Annotated in this window: 17 protein-coding genes; 4 read left to right on the plus strand and 13 right to left on the minus strand. The window is 69.9% G+C overall.

Features of this window, described 5'->3' with window-relative positions; translation table 11 throughout:
- Window positions 1-221: 221 nt before the first annotated feature.
- Window positions 222-1,565, plus strand: a complete 1,344-nt coding sequence (gene glmM / locus AC1PZ7_RS07010) for a phosphoglucosamine mutase (protein WP_482358769.1) — start codon at window positions 222-224, stop codon at window positions 1,563-1,565.
- 161 nt (window positions 1,566-1,726) lie between these two features.
- Here the strand turns inward: glmM and choV are convergent, their stop codons facing one another.
- The 3 genes from choV to AC1PZ7_RS07025 form a co-directional block, all read right to left on the minus strand.
- The gene (gene choV / locus AC1PZ7_RS07015) at window positions 1,727-2,923 is read right to left on the minus strand and encodes a choline ABC transporter ATP-binding protein (RefSeq protein WP_482358770.1); all 1,197 of its coding nucleotides are present in this window, start codon (window positions 2,921-2,923) and stop codon (window positions 1,727-1,729) included.
- 4 nt (window positions 2,924-2,927) lie between these two features.
- Window positions 2,928-3,779, minus strand: a complete 852-nt coding sequence (gene choW, locus AC1PZ7_RS07020; protein ID WP_482358771.1) for a choline ABC transporter permease subunit — start codon at window positions 3,777-3,779, stop codon at window positions 2,928-2,930.
- Between the two features lie 206 nt (window positions 3,780-3,985).
- A complete protein-coding gene (locus AC1PZ7_RS07025; protein WP_482358772.1) occupies window positions 3,986-4,945 on the minus strand; it encodes a choline ABC transporter substrate-binding protein in 960 nt (319 codons plus the stop codon).
- Between the two features lie 460 nt (window positions 4,946-5,405).
- On the opposite strand from AC1PZ7_RS07025, the gene betB reads away from it, so the two are divergent.
- Window positions 5,406-7,556, plus strand: coding sequence for a betaine-aldehyde dehydrogenase (gene betB, locus AC1PZ7_RS07030; protein ID WP_482358773.1), 2,151 nt, complete (start codon window positions 5,406-5,408; stop codon window positions 7,554-7,556).
- On the plus strand, window positions 7,556-9,226 hold the full coding sequence (betA, locus tag AC1PZ7_RS07035; protein WP_482358774.1) for a choline dehydrogenase: 1,671 nt from the start codon (window positions 7,556-7,558) through the stop codon (window positions 9,224-9,226). The genes betB and betA overlap by 1 nt, the downstream gene beginning before the upstream one ends.
- Before the next feature lie 22 nt (window positions 9,227-9,248).
- Here betA and AC1PZ7_RS07040 read toward each other — a convergent pair whose 3' ends face one another.
- The 6 genes from AC1PZ7_RS07040 to AC1PZ7_RS07065 all read right to left on the minus strand — a co-directional run bounded on the left by AC1PZ7_RS07040 (window position 9,249) and on the right by AC1PZ7_RS07065 (window position 17,424).
- Window positions 9,249-10,025 (minus strand): electron transfer flavoprotein subunit beta, encoded by a 777-nt coding sequence (locus AC1PZ7_RS07040; protein WP_482358775.1) that lies wholly within the window; start codon window positions 10,023-10,025, stop codon window positions 9,249-9,251.
- Window positions 10,022-11,218: an FAD-binding protein gene (locus AC1PZ7_RS07045; protein ID WP_482358776.1), complete on the minus strand. Its 1,197-nt coding sequence runs from the start codon at window positions 11,216-11,218 to the stop codon at window positions 10,022-10,024. Before AC1PZ7_RS07045 ends, AC1PZ7_RS07040 begins: the two co-directional genes overlap by 4 nt.
- The gene (locus tag AC1PZ7_RS07050) at window positions 11,215-13,158 is read right to left on the minus strand and encodes a DUF3483 domain-containing protein (protein ID WP_482358777.1); all 1,944 of its coding nucleotides are present in this window, start codon (window positions 13,156-13,158) and stop codon (window positions 11,215-11,217) included. The genes AC1PZ7_RS07045 and AC1PZ7_RS07050 overlap by 4 nt, the downstream gene beginning before the upstream one ends.
- A gap of 233 nt (window positions 13,159-13,391) precedes the next feature.
- Window positions 13,392-15,431 (minus strand): oxidoreductase, encoded by a 2,040-nt coding sequence (locus tag AC1PZ7_RS07055; protein ID WP_482358778.1) that lies wholly within the window; start codon window positions 15,429-15,431, stop codon window positions 13,392-13,394.
- A 133-nt stretch (window positions 15,432-15,564) separates the two neighbouring features.
- A complete protein-coding gene (locus tag AC1PZ7_RS07060) occupies window positions 15,565-16,347 on the minus strand; it encodes a YoaK family protein (RefSeq protein WP_482358779.1) in 783 nt (260 codons plus the stop codon).
- A gap of 96 nt (window positions 16,348-16,443) precedes the next feature.
- Window positions 16,444-17,424, minus strand: a complete 981-nt coding sequence (locus AC1PZ7_RS07065; RefSeq protein WP_482358780.1) for a GlxA family transcriptional regulator — start codon at window positions 17,422-17,424, stop codon at window positions 16,444-16,446.
- Between the two features lie 176 nt (window positions 17,425-17,600).
- Between AC1PZ7_RS07065 and AC1PZ7_RS07070 the strand changes: the two genes are divergently transcribed.
- Window positions 17,601-18,314, plus strand: coding sequence for a hypothetical protein (locus AC1PZ7_RS07070; RefSeq protein ID WP_482358781.1), 714 nt, complete (start codon window positions 17,601-17,603; stop codon window positions 18,312-18,314).
- 12 nt (window positions 18,315-18,326) lie between these two features.
- Here the strand turns inward: AC1PZ7_RS07070 and AC1PZ7_RS07075 are convergent, their stop codons facing one another.
- The 4 genes from AC1PZ7_RS07075 to AC1PZ7_RS07090 form a co-directional block, all read right to left on the minus strand.
- A complete protein-coding gene (locus AC1PZ7_RS07075; protein ID WP_482358782.1) occupies window positions 18,327-19,499 on the minus strand; it encodes an FAD-binding oxidoreductase in 1,173 nt (390 codons plus the stop codon).
- A gap of 189 nt (window positions 19,500-19,688) precedes the next feature.
- The gene (locus tag AC1PZ7_RS07080) at window positions 19,689-20,948 is read right to left on the minus strand and encodes an aromatic ring-hydroxylating oxygenase subunit alpha (protein ID WP_482358783.1); all 1,260 of its coding nucleotides are present in this window, start codon (window positions 20,946-20,948) and stop codon (window positions 19,689-19,691) included.
- 173 nt (window positions 20,949-21,121) lie between these two features.
- Window positions 21,122-22,180, minus strand: a complete 1,059-nt coding sequence (locus AC1PZ7_RS07085) for a GlxA family transcriptional regulator (protein ID WP_482358784.1) — start codon at window positions 22,178-22,180, stop codon at window positions 21,122-21,124.
- 82 nt (window positions 22,181-22,262) lie between these two features.
- Window positions 22,263-23,627 carry an L-serine ammonia-lyase gene (locus AC1PZ7_RS07090; protein ID WP_482358785.1) on the minus strand — a complete coding sequence of 455 codons (1,365 nt, stop codon included), beginning with the start codon at window positions 23,625-23,627 and terminating at the stop codon, window positions 22,263-22,265.
- Between the last annotated feature and the right edge of the window lie 121 nt (window positions 23,628-23,748).

Raw genomic sequence — 23,748 nt, forward strand, 5'->3', positions numbered from 1 at the left:
CGTTCCTGAAAGGGGGAGGCTCGCGCAAGCGAGGCCTCCCCCTCTTCGTTTCGGCGGCGTCATCGCCACGATGGCGGTGGATGGGGCGTACGCGCGAAAGGAATGCTTACACTTTGTGAAACCCTCGCGTGCATAGTCGATGCTAGAGACATCGTACGGCGACGTTCCGCCGCCGCCGGATTCGCCTCAGGCTGCCGGCGGATTTCTGCATGAGGTCCGTCATGGCACGTAAACTCTTTGGGACGGACGGCATTCGTGGCCGTGCCAACGGCACGATCACGCCGGAACTGGCGCTGCGGGTCGGCATGGCCGCCGGCCTCGTCTTCCAGCGCGGCGAGCACCGCCATCGCGTGGTGATCGGCAAGGACACCCGGCTGTCCGGCTACATGATCGAGAACGCGCTGGTCGCCGGCTTCACCTCGGTGGGCATGGACGTGCTGCTGCTCGGGCCGGTGCCCACGCCCGCCGTCGCCATGCTGACCCACTCCATGCGCGCCGATCTCGGCGTCATGATCTCCGCCTCGCACAACCCCTATGACGACAACGGCATCAAGCTGTTCGGGCCGGACGGCTACAAGCTCTCCGACGAACTGGAGGCGCGGATCGAGGGACTGATCGCCGGCGACATGTCGGGCATGCTCGCCAATCCCGGCGATATGGGCCGCGCCAAGCGCGTCGAGAGCGTGCACGCCCGCTATATCGAGTTCGCCAAGCGGACGCTGCCGCGCAACCAGTCCTTCGACGGCCTGCGCGTCGTGGTGGACTGCGCCAACGGCGCCGCCTATCGCGTCGCGCCGGAAGCGCTGTGGGAGCTGGGCTGCGAGGTCATCACCATCGGCGACAAGCCGGACGGCTTCAACATCAACCACGAGGTCGGCTCGACCGCGCCGGAAGCGCTGACCGCCAAGGTGCGCGAAGTGCGGGCCGATATCGGCATCGCCCTCGACGGCGACGCCGACCGCGTGCTGATCGTCGACGAAAAGGGCCATCTCGTCGATGGCGACCAGCTCATGGCGGTGGTCGCCGAGAGCTTCCACGAGGACGGGCGGCTGGCGGGCAACGGCATCGTCGCCACGGTCATGTCCAATCTCGGCCTGGAGCGCCACCTCGCCGGCCTCGGCCTGTCGCTGGAGCGCACGCCGGTCGGCGACCGCTACGTGCTGGAGTGCATGCGCGCCAAGGGCTTCAATGTCGGCGGCGAGCAGTCCGGCCACATCATCCTGTCGGATTATTCGACGACCGGCGACGGCCTCGTCGCTGCGCTGCAGGTGCTCGCCGTGGTGCAGCGCCGCCAGCGGCCGGTTTCCGAAGTGTGCCACCGCTTCGATCCGCTGCCGCAGATCCTCAAGAACGTGCGCTACAAGAGCGGCCGGCCGCTGGAGAACGACGCCGTGCTCAAGGCGATCGCCGCCGCCGAGCTGAAGCTCAACAGCCAGGGCCGCCTGCTCATCCGCCCCTCGGGCACCGAGCCGGTGATCCGGGTGATGGGCGAGGGCGACAATCGCGATCTGGTGGAGGCGGTGGTCAACGACGTGGTGACGGCGGTCGGTCTGGCCGCGGCGTAGGCGCTGCGCCGGGGGCTGACCGGCGGGCCTTTCCGCCGTCATCCCGGACGCCGCGTTGCGGCGAGCCGGGATCGTGCGCCGAATAGCCCTTCCTTCACGCGATCCCGGATCGGCCGTCGGCGGTCCGGGATGACGCCTGTCGGAGAGCGGCGCGGGGTGCTTCAGCCATCCAGCCGGCGCAGCAGGCCGCGATAGATCTCGTCATCGTCGCACAGGCCGGCGAGGCGGCCCAGGCTGTCGACCAGCAGGATCGGCAGGTCGGTGTGCCGCTTGAGCTCGATCGCCGCCTTCAGCTTGAGGTCGACCGGCGCGACGATGCAGTCGGCGTCGTGCGCCAGCTTGTCGTCGATCAGGCCGGCTTCGCCATCGGCGGTCGCGAGCAGGCCGGCGCGGCCGTCGACATCGAGCGAGATCGGCCGCCCCTCGGCGTCGACCTTCACCCTCACCCGGCCGCCCTTGTCGAGCACGACGCAATCCCCCTCGCGCGACAGGCTCGCGGCCGGGCGCATCACCGCCGTGCCGCGCAGCACGTTGAGCGGGTTCATGTGCTTCACGAACTCGGCGACATAGGCGTTGGCCGGGCGCAGCAATATGTCCTCCGCCGTGCCGGCCTGGACGATGCGGCCGCCTTCCATGATGGCGATCTTGTTGCCGAGCTTGAGCGCCTCGTCGAGGTCGTGGCTGACGAAGACGATGGTCTTGTGGATGCGCCGCTGCAGATCGAGCAGCTCGTCCTGCAGCTTGTCGCGGATCAGCGGGTCGAGCGCGGAGAACGGCTCGTCCATCAAAAGGATGTCGGCGTCGGTGGCGAAGGCGCGGGCGAGGCCGACGCGCTGCTGCATGCCGCCGGAGAGCTCGTTGGTGTATTTGCCGGCCCAGTTGGTGAGGCCGACCATGGCGAGCTTCTCGTCGACGATGCGGTTGCGCTCGGCCGCGCTCATGTCGCCGCGCAGTTCCAGCCCGAAGCCGACATTGTCGCGCACCGTGCGCCAGGGCAGCAGGCCGAACTGCTGGAACACCATCGAGACGGTGTGCATGCGGATGTCGCGCAGCGTGTCCTCGCTGCAGCGGGCGACGTCGACGGCCTGGCCCTTGTGCTCGACCAGCACCTCGCCGCGCGCCACCTCGTTGAGGCGGTTGATGGCGCGCAATATGGTCGACTTGCCGGAGCCGGACAGGCCCATCAGCACGCAGATCTCGCCGCGCTCGATGGAAAGGCTCACCCCCGCCGCGCCGAGCACGGCGCCGGTGGCGGCGAGGATCTCGTCGCGCGAGCGGCCTTCGTCGATCAGCTTCAGGGCGTTCTTCTGGTCGGCGCCGAAGACGATGTCGATGTTGCGGAATTCGACGGCGGACATGTTCTCACCCCTTCCGCGAGCGCCGCTCGGGCCGCTTGCAGACGCGGTCGAGCACGATGGCGAGCACCACGATGGCGAGACCCGCCTCGAAGCCCATGGCGATGTTCACCGAGTTCAGCGCCCGCACCACCGGCTTGCCGAGGCCGTCGGCACCGACCAGCGCGGCGATGACCACCATGGACAGGCTGAGCATGATGCACTGGGTGATGCCGGCCATGATGGTCGGCAGGGCGTAGGGCAGCTCCACCTTGAACAGCAGCTGCGTCTTGGTGGCGCCGAACGCCTTGCCGGCCTCGTAGAGCGCCGGCGGCACCGAGGAGATGCCCAGATGGGTGAGGCGGATGGGGGCGGGGATCGAGAAGATCACCGTCGAGATCAGCCCCGGCACCGCGCCGAGCCCGAACAGCACCAGCGTCGGGATCAGATAGACGAAGGTCGGAATGGTCTGCATCAGGTCGAGGATCGGCCGGATGGCGGTATAGAGCCAGGGCCGGTGGGCGGCGGCGATGCCGATGGGCACGCCGACCACGACGCAGACCAGCGTGGCGCAGATGACGAGGGAGAGCGTCTCCATCGTCGCCGACCAGTAGCCGAGATTGGTGACCAGCAGCAGCGAGCCGACGATGAACACCACCAGGCCGACGGAGCGGTGGACCAGCCAGGCAGCCACCGCGAACAGCGCGATCAGCAGCAGCGGCGGCACCCACAGCAGCGCGGCGGTGAAACCGCCGATCAGCGAGCCGAGGACGAGGGAGATGAAGTCGAAGAAGCCCTGACCATGCGTGGTGAGCAGGTCGACGAAGTCGCGGAGCCAGATTCCCAGCGGAATCTTGTGCTCGGTCAGCCAGTCATACATGGGCGCTCCTCGGTGGGGTGAGTGAGGGCGGACGCCGCCTGCCGGTCAGGGGCGCTCGGTGTCACCATCCTTCGAGGTCCGACTGCGCCGGGCGCCTCAGGATGACGGTCATCGCGGAACAACGTCATCCTGAGGTGCGAGCAGAGCGAGCCTCGAAGGATGGCCGGAGAGAGCGGCCCCTCATCACATGGGGGGCCGCTCTTCGCTCAGAGCTTCAGGGCCTTCTTGACCGCCGGAACGGCCGGCTTGCCGTCGATCGTGGTCACGCCGGCGAGCCAGGGCTCCCACACGGTCGGATTGGCCTTCAGCCACTTTTCGGCGGCCTTGCCCGGCTCCATGCTGTCGAGCAGGATGTAGCCCATCACCACATTCTCGGTGTCGAGCGAGAATTTCAGGTTCTTGATGAAGGTGCCGACATTCGGGCACTCGGTCGTGTAGCCGGCGCGGGTGTTGGTGTAGATGGTCGCGCCACCGTAATTGGGCCCGAACACGTCGTCGCCGCCCTCGAGGTAGCTCATCTTGTACTTGGCGTTCATCGGGTGGGGTTCCCAGCCGAGGAAGACGATGGCTTCCTTGCGCCGGGAGGCGCGCTCGACCTGCGCCAGCATGCCCTGCTCGCTGGATTCGACGAGGTCGAAGCCCTTGAGGCCGAACTTGTCGTCCTTGATCATGTCGAGGATCAGGCGGTTGCCGTCATTGCCCGGCTCGATGCCGTAGATCTTAGCCCCGAGCTTGTCCTTGAACTTGGCGATGTCGGCGAAGGACTTCAGGCCCTCGTCATAGAGATAGGTCGGCACCGCCAGCGTGTACTTGGCGCCTTCGAGATTGACGCCGATCACCTCGACCGTCTTGTCCTCGCGGTAGGGCTTGAGGTCGGCTTCCATGGTCGGCATCCAGTTGCCGAGGAAGACGTCGATGTCCTTGGTCTGCATCGACTTGTAGGTCACCGGCACCGACAGCACCTGCGTCTTCGTGGTGTAGCCGAGTGCGTCGAGGATGGTCGAGGCGAGGGCGGTGGTGGCGGTGATGTCGGTCCAGCCGACATCGGCGAACCGCACCGTCTTGCAGGCGGCCGGCTCGGCGGCGCGGGCCGCGTCGCCGATCATCGGAGCGACGCCGAGCACCAGCCCGAGGGCGGCGGCGGCCACGAATTTGAACGTGCGCATCGTTTCTGTTCCCGTTGGCATCCTGGCAGGATCATGGAACCGGTGCGGCCTGACGCCAAGCCCGGCACGACCGGAATCGACAAGTCGGGGACGGCGTCGTTCGGAAGACGCGCCCGGGGGGCACGCCCGCCCTCATGCGTCCGCAGCGGACGCCGGATGGCGCTTGAACGTCATCGACCCTCTCGGCACCTGCGGCGCTCTTAACACCCGATACCGGATGCGGCCTCTGGAGGCTTCTTTTGAATGGTCATTCAAAACGCGATCAGACGTTTTGTCACGCGTATTTTTTGCCCAAAACCGTGAATTTACGGCCGAGTTTCGGGCAGTTTGACGAAATCCGCCATGCCGGCAGAAGCATTGCGACGCACGGCGTTGCGGCAGGCGAGGGGCTTTTCGGTTTCTATTGACCGATGTATTGTACGAGCATTCAATAACTCATCGCGTCGATCAGGAGGTGCCGGTGGCAAGGGCGAATGCGCAGGCGCAAGTCCATTCCGATCCGGACCGCTCCGCCGCCTCCGACGAGGAGACGCGCCGGCGCGAGCCCGAGGACGTGCGACGGCGCCAGCTCATCGACGCCACCATCGATTCCCTCGCCGAGATCGGCTTCAACGCCTCGACGCTGGCGCAGATCGCCCGCCGCGCCGGGGTCTCGCCGGGCCTCGTCGCGCATTATTTCGGCGACAAGGACGGGCTGCTGGAAGCGACGCTGCGCCACCTTTCGCTGCGGCTCTACCGCGCCACGGCGCAGCGGCTGGGCGAGGCGAAGGGCGCCCGCGCCCGCGTGCAGGCGCTGATCGACGCCAATCTGGCGCCGGAAGAGTTCGACCAGCGCACCTCCAGCGTCTGGCTGGCCTTCTGGGGTCAGGTGCTGCACTCGGAACGCCTGCGCCGGGTGCAGCGCATCTACCAGGCCCGCATGCTGGCCAATCTGCGCCACGACCTGCGCGGCCTCGTGGCGCCGGCCGACGTGCACCGCGTCGCCATCACCATCGCCGCCGTCATCGACGGCCTGTGGCTGCGCTCCTCGCTTTCCGCCGCCGGCGAGACGGATTCGGTGAGCGCCCGCCAGGTCGCCTCCCTCTTCGTCGACGCCCAGATCGCCGCCGCCGCGCCGGCCCTTTCCCTCACCGGATCTTCCTCCATGAACACCCGTCCCCCGCTGCACGCCAACCATATCGGCGGCCGTTACCGTCCGACCGGCGGCGCCACCTTCACCACCAGCAACCCGGCCACCGGCGAGGTGCTCGCCGAGATCGAGATCGCCGGCGAGGCCGAGGTCGAGGCGGCGGTGGCGGTCGCGCGCAGGGGCCAGAAGCTGTGGGGCGCGATGACCGGGGCCGAGCGCGGGCGCGTGCTCAAGCGCGCCGCCGACCTGCTGCGGGCGCGCAATGACGAGCTGGCGCGGCTGGAGACGCTCGACACCGGCAAGCCGATCCAGGAGACCAGCGTCGTCGACGTGCTCTCGGGCGCCGACTGCCTCGACTATTATGCCGGCCTCGCCGCCGGGCTCGCCGGCGAGCATGTCGATCTCGGGCCGAGCGCCTTCGGCTATACGCGCCGCGAGCCGCTCGGCATCGTCGCCGGCATCGGCGCCTGGAACTATCCCCTGCAGATCGCCTGCTGGAAATCCGCCCCCGCGCTTGCCTGCGGCAATGCGATGATCTTCAAGCCGGCCGAGCTGACCCCGCTCACCGCGCTGAAGCTGGCCGAGATCTATGCCGAGGCCGGCGTGCCGGAGGGCGTGTTCTCGGTGGTGCAGGGCTTCGCCGATACGGGGCGGCTGCTCACCCGCCACCCCGGCATCGCCAAGGTGTCGCTCACCGGCGAGGTCGGCACCGGCAGGAAGGTGATGGCGGATGCCGCCGGCACGCTGAAATATGTGACGCTGGAACTCGGCGGAAAATCGCCGCTCATCGTGTTCGACGATGCCGATCTCGACGATGCGGTGTCCGGCGCCATGCTGGCGAATTTCTACTCGGCCGGCGAGGTCTGCTCCAACGGCACCCGCGTCTTCGTGCATGAGAGCGTGCGCGCGGCGTTCCTGGAAAAGCTGGTGGCGCGCGTCGAGAAGATGGTGGTCGGCGATCCGCTCGACCCGGCGACGCAGGTCGGCGCGCTGATCTCGCCCGATCACATGGAGAAGGTGCTGTCCTACATCGCCAAGGGCAGGGCCGAGGGCGCGAAGGTCCTGGTCGGCGGCGGGCGTGTCGCCACCGGCGCTCTCGCCAGCGGCTGCTTCGTCGCCCCGACCGTGTTCGACGGCTGCGGCGACGGCATGAGCATCGTGCGCGAGGAGATCTTCGGGCCGGTGATGGCGGTGCTGTCCTTCACCGACGAGGACGAGGTGATCGCGCGCGCCAACGACACCGATTTCGGCCTCGCGGCCGGCGTGTTCACCCGCGACCTCGCGCGCGGCCACCGGGTGATCGCGCAGCTGGAAGCCGGCACCTGCTGGATCAACGCCTACAACATCACGCCGATCGAGCTGCCCTTCGGCGGCGCCAAGCAGTCCGGGCTCGGGCGCGAGAACGGCAAGGCGGCGATCGAGCACTACACCCAGCTCAAGAGCGTCTACGTCAATCTCGGCCGCGTCGAGGCGCCCTACTGATGCTGAACGGATCGCAGGAGCTGTTCGACTACGTGATCGTCGGCGCCGGCTCGGCCGGCTGCGTGCTGGCCGACCGGCTGAGCGCGGAGGGGACGAACCGCGTGCTGGTGCTGGAATATGGCGGCTCTGACCGCTCCGTGTTCATCCAGATGCCGAGCGCGCTCTCCATCCCGATGAACATGAAGAAATACAACTGGATGTATGAGAGCGAGCCCGAGCCGGGGCTCGGCGGGCGGCGCATGCACTGCCCGCGCGGCAAGGTGATCGGCGGCTCCTCCTCCATCAACGGCCTCGTCTACATGCGCGGCGCGCCGGCGGATTTCGACCGCTGGCAGGAGGAGGGCGCGCGCGGCTGGTCCTATGCCGACGTGCTGCCCTATTTCCGCCGGGCGGAAACGCGTCGCGACGGCGGCGACGCCTATCGCGGCGCCGAGGGGCCGCTCGCCACGCGTTACGGTACGCTGGAGAACCCGCTCTACGGCGCCTTCGTAGAGGCGGCGCGGCAGGCCGGCTATCCCGTTACCGACGATGTCAACGGCTTCCAGCAGGAAGGCTTCGGCCGCATGGACATGACCGTCAAGGACGGCGTGCGCTGGTCGGCGGCCAATGCCTATCTCAAGCCGGCGATGAAGCGCGCCAACCTCAAGGTCGAGACCCATGCCCGGGTCGAGCGCGTCCTGTTCGAGGGGCGGCGGGCGGTCGGCGTCGTCTGGTCGCGCGGGGGACGCAGGCACGTCGTGCGTGTGGCTCGCGAGGTGATCCTTTCCGGCGGGCCGATCAACTCGCCGCAGATCCTGAAGCTCTCGGGCATCGGCAATGCCGACGAGCTGCAGGGGCTCGGGCTCGACGTCGTCGCGCATCGGCCGGGGGTGGGCGAGAACCTGCAGGACCACCTCGAATTCTATTTCCAGGTGGCCTGCACGCAGCCGATCACGCTCTATTCGCAGATGGGCCTGTTCGCGCGCGGGCTGATCGGCGCGCGCTGGCTGCTCACCCGCAAGGGGCTGGGGGCGACCAACCATTTCGAGACCTGCGGCTTCATCCGCTCGCGTGCGGGCATCGCCTCGCCCGACATCCAGTATCATTTCCTGCCGCTGGCGGTGACCTATGACGGGCAGGGGCTGGCCAGCGAGCACGGCTTCCAGGCCCATGTCGGGCCGATGCGCTCGAAGAGCCGGGGCTGGGTGCGGCTCAACTCGGCCGACCCGGCCGACGCGCCGCGCATCAAATTCAACTACCTCTCCCATCCCGACGACATGGTGGAGTTCCGCGCCTGCGTGCGGCTGACGCGCGAGATCTTCGCGCAGAAGGCCTTCGATCCCTATCGCGGGCGCGAGATCCAGCCGGGCGCGGAGGTGAGCAGCGACGAGGCGATCGACGCCTTCGTGCGCGAGAAGGTGGAGAGCGCCTATCACCCCTCCTGCACCTGCCGCATGGGCGCGCCGTCCGATCCCATGGCCGTGCTCGACCCGCAGATGCGGGTGATCGGGGTCGAGGGCCTGCGGGTGGTGGATTCCTCCGCCATGCCCTCGATCACCAACGCCAATCTCAACGCGCCGACCATCATGATGGCGGAGAAGGCGGCCGACCACATTCTCGGCCGCCCGCTGCTGGCGCCATCCAACGCGCCCTATTACGTCGCCCCCGACTGGCAGGCGGCACAGCGCTAGGATTCTCTCCGATGAAGGGGCTCTAGCGGCGGGGTAGGACGCCGATCTCCCGCAGATGCGCCAGTATCTCGCGGGCGGCGTCCTCCGGCGCGGGATCGACCAGCAGCCGTCCGCCGCCGCCCGCCGCCTCGGTCGCGGCCTTGAGCCGGTCGGCGGCGGACGCACCGGCCGCCGCTTTGGCGATCAGCTTGGGGCGGGGCCGATAGGCGCGCTCCTCGGTGGCCTCCGCGGCGGCCTCCTCGGCGCGGGGAGCGGCAACGCCCGGCTTCTCATCGACGATTCCCCGCCGCATGGCGGCGAAGGCGAAGGGCAGCGGCGCCGGGGCGGCCGGATGGACGGTGACGAGCGCCGGCAGGCGCAGGACGAGCCGGCGCCGGGCGCCGCGCGGCAATGCCTGCTCGACGCTCAGCGTGCCCGGCTGCGGGCCATGCGCCAGCGCGGCGGCATCGGCAAGGATGGGCAGGCCGAGCGCGCGGGCCAGCGCGTAGGGCAGTAGCCCGCTGTCCTCGCCGCCCTGTCCACACCGGCCGGCGAGAACGAGGTCGAAGCCGCCTTCGACCAGCGCTGCGCGCAGGCTGGGGGCGGGGTCGTCGTCCTCGCCGAGGTGCAATCGGGTGAGGTGCGTCAGGCCATGGCCGAGCGCGTCGCGCAGCGGCGCGGTGTCCGGGCCGGCATGAAGGCCCTCCACCTCGCCGCCGAGATCGACCGCCAGGCGGATCGCCTGCAGTTCGACCGGAACCGGCGCGGGGCGGCCGGAGACGTTGTGGCGCCCGGCCGAGAGCAGCACGGCGATCCTCATCGCGACGCCTCCTCTTCGAGCAGGCGCAGCAGTGCCGGCATCACGCGCTGCGCGTCGGCGACGACGGCGAGGCCGGCGCGCTCGATCATGGCGGCGTGCAGGTCGGTATTGACCGCCACGACATGCTCGCAGCACGCCACGCCCTGCAGATGCTGCGGCGCGCCGGCGATGCCGAGGGCGAAATAGCAGCGGGCGTCCAGCACCGTGCCGGAGGCGCCGACCTGCGCGGCGCGCGGCATCAGCCCGGCGTCGCAGACCATGCGGCTGGCGCCTGGGGTCGCGTTGAGCGCCGCCACCAGCGCCCGGAAGGCGGCAAAATCGGTGATGCCATTGCCGGCCGAGGTGACGAAATTCGCCTCGGCGAGCGACACCTTCGCCGGATCGGCCGGGATGAATTCGGCGGACAGGATGGCGCTCGTGGTCGGTTCGGGGAAGGCGAACTCGACCGGCAGCGCCTCGTGCCGCGCGCCGGCATGCGGCGCCACCGCATCGGCGGCGAGGCTGATCAGGCGCGCGGGCGCGCGGCGCTGCTCGACCCGCCGGCCGCGCGCGGCGCGGGTGGCGGCCTTGGGCGTCAGGCTCTCAGTGCCGGCGAACAGCGGCTCGCCCGACAGCGCGGCGAGGCGGCGGGCGAGGTCGCCGCCATCCGCGCTCTCCGGGAACAGGACGTGGCGCAGGTCCAGCGCGGCGAGCGCGGCGGCGAGGGCGAGCGCCCGGGCCTCCGGGTCGTAGCCCGAGACCGGCAGCGCCAGCACGCGGTCGGCGCCGGCGGCGGCGAGGTCGTCGCTCGCGGCGTCGACCAGGGCCAGCACGGCGCCGCCGCCCGCATCGGCGAGCAGGCGGGCGGCGCCGAAAAGCTGGCGGTCATGCGGGGTGAGCCGGCCGCCGGGGGCATCGGGCACCACGGCGACGAGATAGGCCGGCTCGGCAATCCTTCGCAGCCGGGGGGCGGCCTCGACCGGCGTCGCGGCGGGCGGCGGGGCGCCGGCGATCGAGGCGGCGACGCGCTGCGTCCGGTCGAGCCGGCGGCGCAGCGTGCCGGGCACCAGCGCCAGCCTTTCCTCGGCGCGCGGGTCGCGGCGCGGGCGAGCCGACGACGCCGGCGCGGCGGCGAGGTCGAAGCGCGGGCGGGCGCCGCCCTCGACGCGATGGGCGGCACGCGCGCCGCGCGGGTCCTTGCGCGGCCGGCTCATGCCAGCACCTGCGCCGGGCGGGCCGGTGCCGCATCGGCGCTGTCCGCCGCCATCAGCACCAGCTCGGCGACATCGTAGACCTCCGGCCGCGCGCCGGTGACGCCCTCCAGCATGGCGGAGCATTGCGGGCAGGCCACGGCGACGATGCCGGCGCCGGTGGCGGCGGCCTGGCCCATGCGCAGGTCCGGGATGCGGCGCTCGCCCTCGATGTCGGAAACCGGCGCGCCGCCACCGCCGCCGCAGCACATGGAGCGCCTGCCGGCGCGCTCCATTTCCAGCCGGTTGAGGCCGAGGCGGTCGAGCAGGCGGCGGGGAGCGTCGATCTCGCCATTGTAGCGGCCGAGATAGCAGGGGTCGTGATAGGTCACGCGCGCCTCGGCGAGCGCCCCGACGGCGAGCCGCCCGGAGGCGACCAGTTCGTCGAGGAAGGCGGCGTGGTGGACGACCTCGTAGGTCCCGCCGAACGGCCTGTACTCGTTGCGCAGCGCGTGCAGGGCATGCGGGTCGGCGGTGAGGATGCGCGCGAACGCGTAGCGCGACAGGGTGGCGACGTTCTCGCGGGCGAGGCGCTGGAAGGTCGCCTCGTCGCCGAGCCGGCGGGCGAGGTCGCCGCAGTCGCGCTCCTCCTCGCCGAGAACGGCGAAGTCGACGCCGGCCCGGTGCAGCAGGGTGACGAGGGCGCGCAGCGTGCGCCCGTAGCGCAGCTCATAGGCGCCCTCGCCGAGCCAGAGCAGCACCTCGGCCTTGCCCGTGGCGGAGATGAGGGGAAGCGTCAGCCCGGCGGCGAAATCGGTGCGGGCCTTGAGCGGGTGCCCGCCGGGCTCGTCGGCATAGCGCAGCTCCATCAGCGGGCCGGACGCCTTCACCGGCAGCGCGCCGAGTTCCAGCGTCTGGAAGCGGCGCAGATCAAGGATGGCGTCGACATGCTCGATCATCATCGGGCATTCCTCGACGCAGGCGCGGCAGGTGGTGCAGGACCACAGCGTATCGGGATGGATCATCGCGCCTTCGCCCACCAGCGGCAGCCCCGGCCCGCCAATGCCGGCGACCGGGCGGGCATTGGGATAGGGGCTGCCGGCGTAGGCGGCGTTGGTGGCGTTCGGCTGCAGGCTGGCGGCGAGGTCCTGGATCAGCCGCTTGGGGTTCAAGGGCTGGCCGGCGGCGAAGGCCGGGCAGGCGCTCTCGCAGCGTCCGCACTGGATGCAGGCGTCGAAGCCGATCAGCCGGTTGAAGGCGAAATCGGCCGGCGTCGCGGCGCCGAGACGCGGCGCGTCGAGATCGAGCGGCAAAAGGGCGGTTGTCGGCGCGCTGGCGCGCTCCCCCTCGAAGCGGCCGGGGCGGGGATGGGCGACGAGATGCGCCGCGCCGGCGAAGGCGTGGCGCATCGGGCCGCGGTCGATCTGGAAGACGAGGCCGAGCCCGCCGGCCGCTGCCAGCGCCAGACCGAGCCAGCCGAGGGGCGGGAGCCCGCCGCCCAGCGCGGCGTCGAGGGCGACGAGGAAGCCGCCGCCGGCATAGGCGGCGAGCAGGAGGGGCAGCAGCTGGAAGCGCCCGCCCGAGAGCCGGGCCGGCCGGGCCGGGTAGCGCCGGCGGCCGACCATGAAGCCGCCGAGGACGGAGATGGCGAAGGCGAGGGCGACGAGCGCCCAGAACGGCCGCGATCCGCCGAGCGGCGGGAAGAGGCCGGCCAGCGCCAGCGCCGACCCGCCGAGCAGGCCGCCAGCGGCGAGGGCGTGCATGCGGGCGGCATAGGGGTCGCGGCCGACGATGTGGTGGACGTCGACCAGGTAGCGCCTCGGCAGGGCGGCGAGGCCGTGGAACCAGTCCACCTTCGCGGCGCGCCCGACCCGCCACAGACGCGCGCGCCGCACCATCATCGCGAGCGCCATGAGGGCGAGGGCGAGGACCACCAGCGAGAGGGCGGGTGCGGCGTCAGTCATGGGCGCACCCGGCATGTTGCGGGTATCGCGGCACGCCGGAACGACGCGTCATCCCGGATGGCCGCAGGCCGGGCCGGGATCGCGTGCCGAAAGATGCCCTTCCTTCTGGCGATCCCGGCTCTGCGCCCTGCGGGCTCCGGCCGGAACGACGCGGGTGGGACAGGCATCCTTCGAGGCCCGGCTGCACCGGGCATCTGAGGATGGCGTCGGGCGTGAGGAGCATTCGAGTTCCCTCACAGATCCTTGCAGAGCCGGAGCGAGTCGTAGATCGCCGCGTGGATGTTGCGGCCGGTCCAGGCATCGCCGACGCGGTAGAGCGCGAAGCCCGGCTGCCCGGTCCAGCGCTGCGGGCGGCCGGCCACCAGCGCGTCGAGATCGGTCTCGCCGTCATTGACCGAATGCCCACGCAGCGCCTCGAACAGGCCCTCGACCGGCAGCGTGCCGTAATCGACGACCACGCGGTCGATCACCCGTTCCTCCTCGGCGTCGGTCATGGTGTTGCGCAAGGCGGCGATGAGGCGGTTGCCCTCGGGGTAGATCTCGATCAGCTCGGTGTTGGGGGTCATCACCACGCCGAGCCTGTAGAGCTCGCGCAGATGCACCGGCTTGTTGGTGGTGCCGACTTCCTGCGCGACCTGCAGGTCGTGCGTCACCAGCTCGACGAGGCAGCCCTTCTTGGCCAGCACCTCGGCGGTGGAGGCGGCGTTGTGGCCGCCGATCTCGTCATAGAGCAGCACCGAGCCGGTCGGCTCGACCTTGCCGGCCAGCACGTCCCAGGTGGTGAGCGCGTGTTCGTGGCCCTTCGCGTGGCCGCCATGGGGCAGGCCGCCGGTCGCCATGATGACGACGTCCGGCGCCTCGGCCAGCACGTCTTCGGGCGTGGCCTCGCGGCCCAGGCGGATGTCGACGCCCTTCTTCTGCACCTGCGCGAACAGCCAGCGCGGAATGCCGGACAGCGCCTCGCGCCAAGTCGCCTTCGCGGCGATGTTGATCTGGCCGCCGGCGACCGGCTCCTTCTCGAACAGCACCACCTTGTGGCCGCGCTCGGCGGATACGCGGGCGGCCTCCAGCCCGGCCGGGCCGGCGCCGACCACCACCACCTTGCGCGCCACCTCCGCCCTGGCGATGACGTGCGGCATGGTCGCCTCGCGGCCGGTCGCCGCGTTCTGGATGCACAGCGCGTCGCCGCCGACATAGATGCGGTCGATGCAGTAGCCGGCGCCGACGCACTGGCGGATGTCGTCGTCGCGGCCCTCCATCAGCTTCTTGACGAGGTGCGGGTCGGCGATGTGAGCGCGGGTCATGGCGATCATGTCGACATGGCCCTCGGCGACGGCACGGGCGCCGGTGGCCAGATCGGTGACGCGCTGGGCGTGGAAGATCGGCACGTCCACCTCGCGCTTGATCGCGCTCGGCAGGAACAGGAAGGGGGCGACCGGGAAGGACATGTTGGGCAGGGACACGGCGTGGGACATCTCGTCCCGTGCCTGCCCACCCATCACGTTGAGGAAGTCGACGAGGCCGGCCCTCGCATATTCCGAGGCGATGGCGACGCAGTCCTCATGGGAGAGGCCGTCGGCGATCATCTCGTCGCCGGACATGCGCATGCCGATGACGTAGTCGTCGCCCACCGCCTCGCGCATGGCGGTGAGCACCTCGATGCCGAAGCGCATGCGGTTCTCCAGGCTGCCGCCATATTCGTCGGTGCGCTGGTTGACCGAAGGCGACCAGAACTGGTCGACGAGATGGCCGTGGGCGGCGGAAATCTCGCAGCCGTCGAGCCCGCCTTCCTTGCAGCGGCGGGCGGCGTCGGCGAAGGCCTTCACCACGCGGCGGATGTCGTTCCTGTCCATGGCGCGCGGAATGGTGCGCGAGGCCGGCTCGCGCCGGGCGGAGGAGGAGAGCGTCGGGAACCAGTTCTCGGTGTCCCATTTGGTGCGCCGGCCCATATGGGTGAGCTGGATCATCAGCCTGGCGCCGTGGGCGTGCACGCGCTCGGCGAACTGCTGGAAATAGGGGATGACGCTGTCGTCGGCGACCGAGATCTGCGCCCAGGGGGCGGCCGGGCTGTCGATGGCGACGGAGGAGGAGCCGCCGAACATGGTCAGCCCGATGCCGCCCTTGGCCTTTTCCATGTGATAGAGCTGGTAGCGCTCCTGCGGCTTGCCGTCCTTGCCGTAGCCCGGCGCGTGCGAGGTCGACATCACCCGGTTGCGGATGGTCAGGCCCTTGATGGTCAAGGGTTTCAGCAATGCCTCGGCATTGGCGATCATGATGGCCGCGCGCTCCTTCGACCACGGTCCGGCCCCCGATGCGGTTCCGGCTCCGATGGTGGCACGATAGGTCGCATGCGCCTATGGCGAACAGAAGATTTGCGCCATCGCGCCGGTAGCGTTGCGACCCGCCTCAGCGTAACAGGATGCGCAGCGCGGAAGGGCCGGCCAGAGCGAAGACCAGCAGCGCCAGCGGCACCGAGAAAACGAAGCCGACATAGTTGAAGCCGAGCGCCCCGACCACGCCGCCGAAGAAGAAGCTGCCGAGGAAATAGGACAGGAGTTTCAGCTTCTCGCGATCGGCGAGCACCAGCGGCGCGCTGGTGCCGTGGCGGCGACGGTTCGAATAGAACAGCTTGCCCAGCTCGATGCCGATGTCGGTCACGATGCCGGTCATATGGGTGGTGCGGATCTTGGCGCCGGACATCTTGGTCACGGTCGCGTTCTGCAGCCCCATGATGAAGCAGAGCACCGCCACCTCGACGCCGAGCACAATGCTGGAATGGCGCGTGTAGACGCCGAGGACGCCGAAGGCGAGCAGCAGGAGGGCTTCCAGCATCAGCGGCAGCGAATATTCGCGCCCGGTATGATGCAGCCGGCCCCAGTTGACCAGCACGGCCGAGCTCGCGGCGCCGAACAGGAAGGCCAGAAGCGCGCCGCCGCCCGCCAGCACCAGGTCCAGCGCGCCGACCACGGCATAGTCGGCCGCCGACGAGATGATGCCCGACATGTGCGAGGTGTACTGGCCGACCGCGAGCAGGCCGCCGGCATTGGTGGCGCCGGCAACGAAGGTCATGGGCAGGCCGAGCCACGCGTCCGCGAGCGGCGTGCGCTCGGGCGCCAGCATGTCGGCGGCCAGATTGGTGTAGCGGGTCGCGAAGTTGCGGTAGCCCGTCGGCTTCAAAGGCGCATTCATGTCGGCTGCGCGGGGACTATCCGTGCTCATCGGCCCATTGGGGATATGCCAGTGTAATTAATACCACGGACCGCCGCGCGCCATAGCAAACAACGCTTATGTGGTGCGGTTCCCCTTCTGTGGCGTCATGATACCGCGTTCGCGGCTCGGCGGGCGGCCGAAATTGCGGGCATAGGCGGTGGAGAAATGTGCCGCCGACTGGAAGCCGCAGGCGAGGCCGATATCGGTGACGGGGAGCGGGGAGAGGCGCAGCAATTCGCGCGCCCGCTCCAGCCGCAGGCGCAGCTGGTAGGCGGCCGGGGCGGCGCCGAGATGGCGCTGGAAGAGCCGTTCGAGCTGGCGGGTCGAGACGTCGAGCCGGCGGGCGATGGCGGCGATGCCGGGCGGCTGCTCGATCGACGCCTCCATCAGCCGGACGGCGCGGGCGAGCGTGGGGTCGGGAAGCGCCGGGCGCGGGCGCGCCGCCACCTTCTGCTGCGACCTGCGCACCGTCCGGTCGACGATGAACTGCTCGGAAACCTTGTCCGCCAGCGCCCGTCCGCCCTGGGCCTCGATCAGCGTCAGCATCATCTCCAGCGGCGCCACGCCGCCGGTGCAGGTGAGGCGGTCGCGGTCGATGACGAAGGCCTCCTCGACGAAGTCGATGTCCGGGAATTCCTCGCGGATGGCGGAGAGGTTCTCCCAGTGCACGGCGCAGCGGTAGAAGTCGAGCAATCCCGCATCGGCCAGCACGAAGCTGCCGGTGCACAGCGCGCCGAGCGCGACGCCGCGCCGGCCGAGGCGGCGCAGCGTGTCCTCGATGGGCGGGGTGGCGGCGTGGCGCACGTCGATGCCGCCGCAGACGAGCAGCAGGTCGAGCGGGCCGGCCTCGTGCAGCGCCATGGTGGGGGTGAGCGTCAGCCCGTTGCTGGCGGCGGCCGGGGCGCCGTCCAGCGTGACGATGCGCCAGGAATAGATGTCGCTCTCGGCCACGTAGTTCGCCATGCGCAGCGCCTCAAGCGCGTTGGCGCAGGCGATCATCGAGTGGTTCGGCAACGTCAGGAAGCCGATCCGCGTGAGGGAGGCGAGGTCGAGCACGATGGAAATCCGAGGGAGGGCCCGAAGGACGGGCCGTTGCCGAATGTTGCGGTGTTCTATGTTCAGAAAATGTCGCGCAGAATGACCTAGGCATCGTCACGCGTCAGCACGAATGGTGCCGCAAATTCGTCACCAGTACAGGGAGAAATGAGCACAGAACAAAGGGGATTCCTTCCATGCGGTTCAGCACGACCTCTCTTTCCGGTTTCCATGCCTGGCTGCCCGGCCGCGTGATGCTCCCGGTGGGTTTCGCGCTCGCCATCGCCGCCGGCACCTATGTGTTCGCCGAGGGCGAGGGCTTCGAGCGGGGCAAGGCCGCCCAGGCGAGCGCAACGGAACGCGCGCAGGAAAGCGTCAAGACCCTCGCCCGCCTCGTCGCCCAGCCCATTGAGCTCGACGACGAGCCGACCGAGAAGGGCGACCGGCTCGACATTCCCACCATGATCCGCGCGATCGAGCCCAGCGCGGTCTATCGCCCGCCGCAGAAGCCGGCCGTGCGCGCGGCTTCCCGCACCGAGGCGACCAAGCCGGCCAAGCCGGCGCTGGCCGCCGGGCAGGCGGATGCCCTCTCGCCCGCCGCCGTCACGATGGTGTCGCTGCCGGTCGGCGTCGAGCGTTTCGACCGCTGCGAGGCGAATTGCGACACGCGCGACCCGAGGGTCGTGCGCAGCTCCTATCCGGTCGTGGTCGGCGCGCAGGACGTGGCGCCCGGCCCGAATACCCCGCCGGCCCCCGTCCTCGCCCATGCCGAGCCGGAGGACGAGGGTTTCCTCGGTCTGCCGCCGCTGCCGAGCGCGAGCGAGATCGTCGACCGGACGGTGCAGGGCACCTCGGCAGCCTATGACGGCATGAAGCAGGCGGTGAGCGGCGCCCTCGACATCCTGCGCTGAGGCTGCCGCCGGTCAGCGGTCGACGACGAGGTCGCTGGTCGGCTTCGAGCAGCACAGCAGCGCCATGCCTGCGTCGATCTCGCGCTGGCGGATGCCGCCGCCATGCTTCATGTCGACCGTGCCCGAGACCAGCTTGGACTTGCAGGTGCCGCACAGCCCCTTCGAGCAGGAGGAGGGCAGGCGCACCCCGGCGCGGCGCGCCGCGTCCAGCACGAACATGTCGGAGCGGCACTCGATGGTGCGCTTCTGCTTGGCGAATTCGATCGTGTAGGTGGTGACCGCCTCGGCCGGTTCGAGCGCCTGCTCGACCGCCTGCACTCCTTCGGCGGAGACGATTTCCGCCGCGACCTCGGGCTCGGCCCGGGCGAGCTCGGCGAAGTCGAAGCTCTCCTCGTGATGACGGGCCATGTCGAAGCCCGCCCCCTTCAGCATCTCGCGCACCGCCGCCATGAACGGCGCCGGGCCGCAGACGAACACCTCGCGCTCGCGGTAGTCCGGCGCGACATGGTTGAGCACGCCGAGATTCACCCGTCCGCGCAGCCCGTGCCAGGGCTCGCGCGGTGAGTCGGCCTCGCAGACCGGCGCGAAGCGGAAGAGGCCGGGCTGGTTGCGCGCCATCAGCTCCAGCTCGTCGCGGAAGATGATGTCGGCCGGCGCGCGGGCGGCGTGCACGAAGACGATGTCGCGCGGCTCGGCGAGGTCGTGGAAGCTGCGGGCCATCGACATCAGCGGGGTGATGCCGCTGCCGCCCGACAGGAACAGGTATTTCGGCGCCGGCGCGGGCGTGCCCTGCATCAGGCAGGAAAAGTCGCCCATCGGCCCCATGGCGCGCAGCACCGAGCCGACCTTCACATGGTCGTGCAGGAAGTTCGACACCGGGCCGCCGGGCACCCGCTTTACCGTGATGGAGAGGGTGTGCGGCCGGGTGGGGGCGGAGGCGATGGTGTAGCAGCGATTGATGCTCTCGCCGCCGATCTCGAGGTCGAGGGTGAGGAACTGGCCCGGCCGGTAGCGGAAGATGCAGGGCTCGCGGGGCGCCAGCACGAAGGTCTTCACATCCGCCGTCTCGTCGCGGATGGCGCGGACGATGAGGGCGTCGTCCACTTCCGGGTTCCACTCCGGCAGGACGCCTGCGAGGCGCAGCGCGGCGGGATCGGGCGAGGCGGTGGCGGTGGAGGCGTCCATGTGTCCGATTCTCGATCTCTGCAGCCCTCACCGGGAGAGCGACCTGGCTCCCTCTCCCCGGCGGGGAGAGGGGTGGGGTGAGGGGGCTTGCTGCGTCGCGATGGTGTCACCCCTCACCGACCCGCTTGGCGGGCCACCTCTCCCCGACGGGGAGAGGGAAGGAGGAGGACGGTCGCCAACGTCGACCTTTCAGCGCCCCGCATGCTCGGCCATACGGCCGATGTACCAGTTGCAGAACTTGTCGACGAGCATTTCGGTGTGCGGCGAGTAGGGGCCGGGCTCGTAGGCGGGGCTGCGGGCGCCTTCCTGGCAGTAGCCGACCAGGGTCGAATCCTGGTCGTTGGTGGCGTCCCACACGCCGGTGAGGGTCTCGATGTCGTAATCGACGCCCTCGACCGCGTCCTTGTGCACCAGCCATTTGGTGCGCAGCAGCGAGCGCTCGGCGTCGAGCGGCAGCACCGAGAACACGACGGCGTGGTCGGACATGAAGTGGTGCCAGGAATTGGGCTGCGTCCAGAAATGCAGCGCCCCGTGCCTGGGGTCGTTGATCTTGCCGAGCAGCTTCCTGCAGGCGGCCTTGGTATCGTGGGTATGGCTCTCGCCATCGCCGGCCAGCGGCAGGCGCTCGGTGCGGAAGCCGGTCACCATGTCGTCGAGGTGCTCCACCATCTCCGAGGGGAAGCCGCAGCTCTCCCATTCGCGATGGGAGTTCGTGACCAGGCGGGCGTAGTCCTCGGCTTCCTTGCGGCCGTGCTCGTCGAGTTCCTCCGGCGCGAAGCCGAAGCCATAGGCGAAGAGCGGCACGGTCAGCTCGGGATGGTTGCCCGCGCAGTGGTAGCACTCGCGGTTGTTCTCCATGGTGAGCTTCCAGTTGCCCGGCTCGATGATGTCCTTCTCGAAGGCGACCTTGGCGTTCTTCAGGTCGTGCGGGGCGAGATAGGGCGCCATCTTCGCCGCCATCACGTCGAAATCGGCCGGCGGATCGTCCGACAGGCACACGAAGATCAGCCCTTCCAGCGAGCGCACATGCACCGGCTTGAGGCCGTGGCAGGCGGCGTTGAAGCCTTCGCCCATGTGCTCGGCGAAGAGCAGCTTGCCGTCGAGGCCGTAGGTCCAGGAATGATAGCGGCAGACGAGGTTGCCGACCGTGGTCTTGTAGTCGAGCACGAGACGCGCGCCGCGGTGGCGGCAGACATTGTGGAAGGCGCGGACCTCGTTGTCGTCGTCGCGCACGATGATGATGGCGTTCTTGCCGATGTCGAGCGCCATCGCGTCGCCGGGCTCGGGAATGTCGGGATCGACGCCGACGAAGATCCAGTGGCGGCCGAAGATGACGTCCATGTCCGCCTCGAAGATCTCGGGGCTGGTGTAGAACGGGGCCTCCAGGCTGTAGCCCGGCTTGCGGCGGCGGATCAGCGCCTTCAGCGGCGTGTGCGTGGTGTCCAGCATCGGCTTGTTCTCCCTCGCGCGGGTCCCGGGGCCCGCTTTTCGCGTCGTCTGGAATTGTTCGACGGAAGCGATCCGCCGACTTTCACCGAAGCGACAGGGAGTTTGCTGGAAGCGACATTCACCGCTGTCGTGATGGCGGTGGGGAGCGGCGCGTGCCGGCAGAGGAGCGGCGCCTAGTCGAACAGGCGCTGCGCGGCGAGGTTCTGCGCCGCCGGGCCGGGCGCGCGGGCGCGGGCATCGGACGGGGTGAAGCCGTGCTGCGCCTTGAACTGGCGGGAGAAATGCGCGCAGTCGGAGAAGCCCGCCTCCAGTGCGATGTCGGTCACCGAGCGGCCCGTGGTGTCGAGCAGGAAGCGGGCATAGCGCAGCCGCAGCCGCCGGTAGAATTCGGCGGGACGCTGGCCCATCACCATCTGGAACAGCCGCTCCAGCTGGCGGGTGGAGAGCTGCAGCCGGCGGGCGATGTCGGCGATGGGCAGCGGGTCGGCCAGGTGCTGCTCCATCATCAGCAGGGCGCGGCGCACCCGGTCGTCGGCGACGAGGTCGGCGATGGGCGGGTGCGGCTGCGATTCGGTGCCGGGGCGCTGGCGGTCGAGCAGCAGGACGTGGCGGCTCTTCTGGGCGATGGAGCGGCCGAGGAACTTCTCCACCAGAGCGGTGGCGAGGTCCGCCGCGCCGCCGCCGCCGGCGCAGGTGATGCGGTCGCCGTCGATGACGTAGAGCCGGTCCGCCACCGGCGTGTGGTGGGGAAACTCCTCCATGAAGTCCTGGTAGTGGTACCAGGAGACGCAGCAGCGCCGGCCGGTCATCAGCCCGGCGCGGGCGAGCACGAAGCTGCCGGTGCAGACGCCGACCAGCGGCACGCCGGCGCGGGCGGCGCGCTTGAGATAGGCGATGCTCTCCTCGTCGAGCTGCTGGCCGCCGTGCAGCAGGCCACCGACGACGATGATGTAGTGGAAATTCGCGGGGTCGACGAGCGGGCCGGAGGGCGCGACGGTGATGCCGCAGCTCGTGCGGATCTGCTCGGGCCGGGACGACATGACCTGCCAGCGGGCGAGGATCGGCCGCGAGCGGTCGCCGTCGTCGGCGGCGAGGCGGAGCTGGTCGACGATCAGCGAGAAGGCCGACAGGGTGAAATTGTCGGCCAGGATGAAGCCGACATTCAGCGCCGGCGCGGCGACCGCGCTGGCGGGCGCCGGGTGTCCGGGGGAGATGGGTCGCTGCTGGGTCATGGCCTGCTCCAGGTGACAGCATAGCAAATTTGCTGCCTTGGGTAGCAAGGACGATGCCGCTTCATCGGCGCGCGCATGGCCCTCAGCATTCGGGCAGGTTGACGGCGAGCCCGCCGAGCGAGGTTTCCTTGTATTTCGAGGCCATGTCGCGGCCGGTCTCGCGCATGGTGACGATCACCTTGTCGAGCGAGACGATGTGCGTGCCGTCGCCATAGAGCGCCAGCGAGGCGGCGTTGACGGCGCTGATCGCGCCGAACGCGTTGCGCTCGATGCAGGGCACCTGCACCAGGCCGCCGATCGGGTCGCAGGTCATGCCGAGATGATGCTCCATGCCGATCTCGGCGGCGTTCTCGACCTGCGCCGGAGTGGCGCCGAGCGCGGCGGCGAGCCCGCCCGCCGCCATCGAGCAGGCGACGCCGACCTCGCCCTGGCAGCCGACCTCGGCGCCGGAGATCGAGGCGTTGATCTTGAACAGCGCGCCGATGGCGGTGGCGGTGAGCAGGAAGACGTGCATGCCGGCGCGGTTCGCGCCCGGGCAGTGGTCGCGGTAGTAGCGCAGCGTCGCCGGCACCACGCCGGCCGCGCCATTGGTCGGCGCGGTGACGACGCGCCCGCCGGCCGCGTTCTCCTCGTTCACCGCGATGGCGTAGAGGCTCACCCAGTCCATGATCTCGTGCGGCGTGTGGGCGTTGCGCGACAGCAGGCTGTCGCGGATCGCCTTGGCGCGGCGCTTCACCTGCAGCCCGCCGGGCAGCTCGCCGGAAGTGGCGATGCCGCGGTCGATGCAGGCCATCATCGCCTCGACCACGCCGTCGAGCCGCGCCTCGACCTCGGCCGGCGGGCGGCGGACGTGCTCATTGGCGAGGACAAGCTCTGCGATGGAGAGGTTTTCGCGCGCCGCATAGGCCAGCAGCTCGCGGGCATTGCGGAAGGGATAGGGCAGGGCGAAGGCGTCCGGCGCCGGCGGCTGGCCGACCTCGTGTTCCGGCACCACGAAGCCGCCGCCGATGGAGCACCAGCGCGCCTCATTGAGCAGCCCGCCATCGCCGGCGAAGGCGCGGAAGGCCAGCGTGTTCGGGTGCTGCGGGGTGGGCGCGACGCCATCGAAGACGATGTCGCGGGCGACCTCGAAGCCGATGCCATGGCTGCCGGCGAGCGGCAGGCGGCCATCCTCCGCCACGCCGGCGATGAGCGCGTCGGCGCGGTCGGGGTCGACATTGCGCGGGTGGTTGCCGGCAAGGCCGAGCATAACAGCCTTGTCGGTGCCGTGGCCCTTGCCGGTCCAGGCGAGCGAGCCGTAGAGCACCACTTCCACGCGGGCGGTGCGGGCGAGCTGGTCGGTCGCGATGAGGCTCTCGGCAAAGCGCAACGCGGCCAGCATCGGCCCCACCGTGTGCGAGGAGGACGGGCCGATGCCGATCTTGAAGAGCTCGAAGGCGCTGATCATGGCTGTTTAACCCGGTGGGACGATACGGCCGCAGAGTCTTTGCTGGGTCCCGGCTCGGCGCTGCACGCCGTGCAGCTTGGCCGGGACACCGGGTCGGTCAGGTCGGCTTTCGTGTCCCGGC

Source organism: Ancylobacter sp. TW_SC_1 (genome assembly GCF_056836805.1).